The organism is Staphylococcus sp. MB377 (genome assembly GCF_001922505.1).
Taxonomy (GTDB): Bacteria; Bacillota; Bacilli; order Staphylococcales; family Staphylococcaceae; genus Staphylococcus; species Staphylococcus haemolyticus.
Genome location: NZ_MAON01000051.1, coordinates 1 through 1,170, shown reverse-complemented (window position 1 = coordinate 1,170; position 1,170 = coordinate 1). Strand labels below are relative to the sequence as shown.

Sequence of the window (1,170 nt, the reverse complement as noted above, 5' to 3'; positions counted from 1 at the left end):
TAGTAAAGTAAAATGCAATTTTGTTTATTCAAATGATATGTTTACCTCGGCAAACTTAACTTATGTTAATAATTTTGCTCCTACTGTTACTAAAGTCGCAAAGGATATTCGTAAAGTAGCAGAGTTTCCGAGCTGTAACCTTATGCTCGGCGGATTTCCTTGCCCCGGTTTTAGTAGTTCCGGTCCTCGATTACTCGATGATTCACGGAACTTTCTATACGTCCATTACATTCGTGCCTTAGTGCAAAGTACACCCGAGTTTTTTGTTGCTGAAAATGTAAAAGGTCTGATGACAATGGCGAAAGGACAAGTCCTTAGTCAAATGATAGAGGACTTTAAAGCTGTGGGTTATCACGTTACTGCTCATTTAGTTAATTCTCGTGACTATGGTGTTCCACAACTTCGTGAACGAGTATTTATTGTTGGAATCCGCAATGATATTCATGAAAAATATGGTTTTGAATATGAAGTTCCCGAACCGACACATGGAGAAGGGAAGATACCATATGTCACTTTGAAAGATACAATTAGTAATTTACCTCTAGATGCTAAAGACGTTTACGAAGGCTCGTTTTCAAGTATGTATATGAGCCGTAATCGAAAAAAGAATTGGAACGAGCAAAGTTTTACTATTCAAGCGAGTGGTAGACAAGCTCCAATGCACCCTCACGGTGAGCCTATGAGGAAAATCGGAAAAGACGCTTGGGAATTTCAAGGTGATTTTAATCGTCGTTTATCAGTTCGTGAAGTTGCCAAAATTCAATCTTTCCCTAACTGGTTCGAGTTTTCAAATGGTAATAAAGAAAATGTTACGAATAACCACAAACTTAATGAACAATACAAACAAATTGGCAATGCAGTACCAGTCTTACTAGCTGAAAAAGTGGTTCGTCCAATTATTAAGTTCTTATATGAAGAGATTATTTAAGTAAGAATTAAATTCATAATATGGTGACCCCGAATATAACAAAAGTCACCAGCTGAGCCAGGAAGTAGCTAACAAAATTGTGATTGGATTAAATTTTATGAAGTATGACAGTATTCCTCCATTAACCTCGGATGCACAAGTGGGAGTTGACGGTACTCAAATTTATATCTATAAGTAAGGGAATAAACAATTACGAATGATTGTAAACAAACATGATCGTGTAACAGAGGTTAACTATACAG

1 protein-coding gene is annotated in these 1,170 nt (G+C 36.6%); it reads left to right on the top strand.

Features of this window, described 5'->3' with window-relative positions:
* On the top strand, positions 1-928 hold a 928-nt coding region (locus BB045_RS09245; protein ID WP_075140702.1), incomplete at its 5' end, for a DNA cytosine methyltransferase.
* Positions 929-1,170 lie beyond the last annotated feature (242 nt).